This is a genomic window from Geitlerinema sp. CS-897, assembly GCF_028368005.1.
GTDB classification, from domain to species: domain Bacteria; phylum Cyanobacteriota; class Cyanobacteriia; order Cyanobacteriales; family Geitlerinemataceae; genus Baaleninema; species Baaleninema simplex.
This window is the reverse complement of the sequence record NZ_JAQNCQ010000014.1, coordinates 1-3959: the sequence shown is the minus strand read 5'-3', so window position 1 is coordinate 3959 and position 3959 is coordinate 1. Positions and strand designations below refer to the sequence as shown.

The 3959-nt window shown below is 48.5% G+C and carries 3 protein-coding genes; 2 read left to right on the top strand and 1 reads right to left on the bottom strand.

From position 1 onward, the window contains the following. Positions 1 to 161 precede the first annotated feature (161 nt). On the bottom strand, positions 162 to 995 hold the full coding sequence (locus POG22_RS00435; RefSeq protein WP_498903001.1) for a dual specificity protein phosphatase family protein: 834 nt from the start codon (positions 993 to 995) through the stop codon (positions 162 to 164). A gap of 1308 nt (positions 996 to 2303) precedes the next feature. Here POG22_RS00435 and fmdA point away from each other — a divergent pair. Next, entirely contained in the window at positions 2304 to 3491 is a 1188-nt protein-coding gene (fmdA, locus tag POG22_RS00430) for a formamidase (protein ID WP_017660400.1), read from the top strand. 5 nt (positions 3492 to 3496) lie between these two features. After that, positions 3497 to 3787 (top strand): FmdB family zinc ribbon protein, encoded by a 291-nt coding sequence (locus POG22_RS00425; RefSeq protein WP_026097567.1) that lies wholly within the window; start codon positions 3497 to 3499, stop codon positions 3785 to 3787. Positions 3788 to 3959 lie beyond the last annotated feature (172 nt).

Below are 3959 nucleotides of genomic sequence, written 5' to 3'. Positions count from 1 at the left end.
GTCCTGGCTTGTGCCATCCCCCTTTCGTCGTACTTTGGCCGTTACGCTAAACAGATACCCAAGATGCCGGGGATCTGGTTCAAACCTCAATTCAGATTATATGTTTTTTGTCAATCCCCGATCTCGAAAAGTTTTCTGCACCACTGAACCCCATCACCTCGTTACCGACGGGGAAACAGTCGCTCTAAACTCTCCTGTAACTGGCGGTGGGGGTAAATACTCGGCTTGCGACTCCAGACGAATTCCACCGTTTCCACGTAAGTCCAGTCGGGGTGTTTCGCAAAGCAATAGGCTACCATCACCGAACCGCTGCGACCGATTCCCGCGCGACAGTTGACTAAAATTTTACGCCGACCTTCGGTAAGGCGATCGTCGATCCAGTGTATGGCTTTTTCGAGGAGTTCGTCGTCGATGGGATTTTGTGCGCCGTCGGCGGTTCCCAGTTTGCAGTAAGCGATATCGGCTTCGGGGGGATACGTCAACGTCAGTTCTTCAGCCATGTTCAACACGGCATCGACTCCCAGTTTGTCGGCTTGGGAGGCGGCGATGTAGTTCCCGATGTAAAGACGGGGTAAAACGCCCACGCAACTCGGCCCTTGCGTCCAAGGCATCGCGTCTGAGGGCGCTTTGATGTGCAGTTTGCCGTTGTGCGGGGGAAGTCCCAACCATTGCCACGACTCCATATCGTCCTCGACACGCAGGCGATATGTGTATTCGTATTGTCCCTGGCTCGTGGGGAAAAATCCTCCTTCAAACGAGTGAACGTCGTTTAGGGTGGTTTTGTAAGGAAGGTCGATCGCGTGCCAGTTTCCTTCGCTGTTATATTTGCTGTGCGCGTTCGTCCACAGTTGTACTTGCAGGGTTTCGACGGGGTGAGGGCTTCGGAGTTTTAGGGTGACGCCGAAGTTTTCTAACATATATCGTGTGAGGCGATCGTTGAGGGGTGGTTGGAGTTCGACGATTTCAGCGAAGGTGAAGTGGGAAGTTTCTGACATGGCTGTCGAGCGATCGTGTTTCGTTTCTATAGGTTAGCAAACCGATCGATCTTGCAAATTTAAAACTGGGTCTCCTGAGATTACGGTGTGATTTGTTATAAATAAGACGAAATCGAACCGGGGCGCATCCCCCCTTAGCACCCCCTTGCGAAGGGGGGTTGGGGGGATGGTTTTGACCGAGTATAAAGTCCGCTTATCACCTCAAACTCCGAAGACCCTTAAAACTTCAACTTAACAGGGCGATCGCCGATTTCAATCCTCTGTTACATTTAGCAACTTTAAAAAAGGGAACGGGAAACGGGGAACGAGGAATCATATTTTTTTCTGGCGTTTTAATTTTTGACGACTCATTTGGGACTGCTATTGCCCTAAATTTGAAAATCTGTATTTATGACTGGTTTCAAAACAGCTTGTAACGACAATAGAAATTGAAATGATACAATCTTTATTTTCTTTCAAACGACAATACAAAAATATATTTTTTAAAAAATACGTCATATCGTAATATCGTATCATATTAAAATAAAAGATTGAAAAAATACAATTTCAAAAAAACACAACGAACGCTTTTAGCGAAAATTATATTGCAATTTATATTTTACTACCAGTTCGAGTCAATTCAGTAATTTATCGCGAATAATCTGACGACAGAGAGTTTTGGCATTTCCCACGATCTGGCGAGTCTCGATCTCTGAGGTTACGCAATGCGAGATCGAAACGTTAATTGTAAGTGACTCTCCTCGCGAGACTCTTGCGATCGCAGTTTCAGACAATACCTAACACCTCGCGATCGCGGATTTTTGGAGTTACGGCGATCGAGGTTTACTCGTCGATCGTGACGAAAAGTGTGAGCAGCATTGTCTTTAGACGAAAACTCGAGCAGTTGAGAGTCTCAAAACGATTTTTTCGAGAATTTTTAAGGAAGTTTTAAGGAGTTTTCGAGCGATCGCCTCTCGAGAATTGTCTTCAAATCTTAACAAATCTTTTAAATTTATATAATCGTTCTCATTATTAAATACTTTTAATTCAAAATTGAATAACGTTATTTGAGAATCGTTCTTATTTTTTGCGATCGCTGTGAACGGTTTCGGGCGCCATTTCGTAACAAAAGTAACAAGATCGTCCTCTACAGACCCTTTATGTTAAATTCTGTCTAAACTCAGTTTTTTCTGACTTTTCTTACGGATATCGATTGAGAATTGAGATTTCCGACCGAAACAGCCACTTGGGGAACGCGATCGCGTTTTCTCGCAGTTTCGCGTACCCAAAAAACTGCCGTTGTTTTGACCACATCACCAGAGGACGATCGTGCCAGAAACCCTCTTCAAAGTCGATTTGACCAAACCGATGAACGAACAGGAACTTCCGGGTCACAACCGATGGCATCCGGACATTCCTGCTGTCGTTTCCGTCAATCCCGGCGACGTATTCCGCATCGAATGTAAAGACTGGACAGACGGACAAATTAAAGACAACGACGATCCTAGCGACATTCGCGATGTCGATCTCAACGTCGTTCACGTTCTCAGCGGTCCGATTCACGTCAACGGTGCAGAACCCGGAGATATCCTCGTGGTCGATCTACTCGACATCGGAGCGTTACCGGGGGACGAATGGGGATTCACCGGAATTTTCGCCCGTGAGAACGGCGGCGGATTCCTCACCGATCACTTTCCCGAAGCCGCGAAAGCCATTTGGGACTTACAAGGAATTTATACCTCGTCTCGACATATTCCCGGCGTGCGCTTTGCGGGGATTACTCACCCCGGCTTAATTGGCTGCGCTCCCTCCCACGAACTCCTAGCCGAGTGGAACCGTCGCGAAAAAGCCTTAGTCGATAAAGGCGGTCCGCCGTGGAAACCACAAATTCCGCCCCTGGCAGCACTTCCCAACCCCGACAAAGCCATTTTAGGCACGTTGCCGAGTTCCGAGTTCGATCGCGTCGCGGCTGAAGCCGCACGCACCGTTCCCCCTCGCGAACACGGTGGAAACTGCGACATTAAAAACCTCTCGAAAGGTTCTCGGATTTACTTCCCGGTGTACGTGGACGGGGCGAAACTGTCGATGGGAGACATTCACTTTTCCCAAGGTGACGGTGAAATTTCCTTCTGCGGCGCGATCGAAATGTCGGGATACATCGACCTCCACGTCGATATTATCAAAGGTGGCGTGGAAAAATACGGCATGGTCAACCCGATTTTCAAGCCCGGCCCCGTCGAACCGCACTATTCAGAATATCTGATTTTCGAGGGCATTTCCGTCGATGAATTCAGCGGCGAACAGTACTATCTCGACGCTCACGTTTCTTATCGTCGCGCCTGTCTCAACGCGATCGAATACTTGAAGAAATTTGGCTTTACCGGCGAACAAGCTTATTTACTCCTCAGTTGCGCCCCCGTCGAAGGTCGTATTAGCGGTATTGTCGATATTCCCAACGCTTGCTGTACGTTAGCCCTTCCGACTGCCATTTTCGATCGAGATATTTTACCGAGCTAATCTATATGCCTTTGTACGAATATCGATGCGCTCGTTGTGGCGAGTTTGAAGCTTGGCGTACCATCGCCGAACGTCAAACTCCGGTGAACTGTCCTCAATGTGAGGCGATCGCACAACGCATTTTCTCCCCGCCTATGGTGAATCTCAATGCGGGTTCTCTGAGTTCTAAGTCCTCAACATCCGAACCGCGAGTGGTGAAGGCGCAACGAGAACCGACACCGTCGCGATACCAACCGTCTCAGAGCGGGCGTCCGTGGATGGTCGGACACGCTCCCCAGCGATATCCTTCGAGTTGACGATCGCTCGGACTTCCTTCCTTTATATCTCCTACCAAGATTCGTCGCAGCGCTCCAACCATAGCCAATAGGCTTGGTTGGTGGTGAAGCGGCGGTGAGTTTCGGTGCATCCCCCGAACAATGCGATAGCGAGAGAAGGGGATAGCGCCGAAACGAACAAACTGGTAAAATT

Coding starts and splice junctions, on each gene's coding strand:
- POG22_RS00435 (WP_498903001.1), bottom strand. CDS start 995: ATGTCAGAAACTTCCCACTTCACCTTCGCTGAAATCGTCGAACTCCAA.
- POG22_RS00425 (WP_026097567.1), top strand. CDS start 3,497: ATGCCTTTGTACGAATATCGATGCGCTCGTTGTGGCGAGTTTGAAGCT.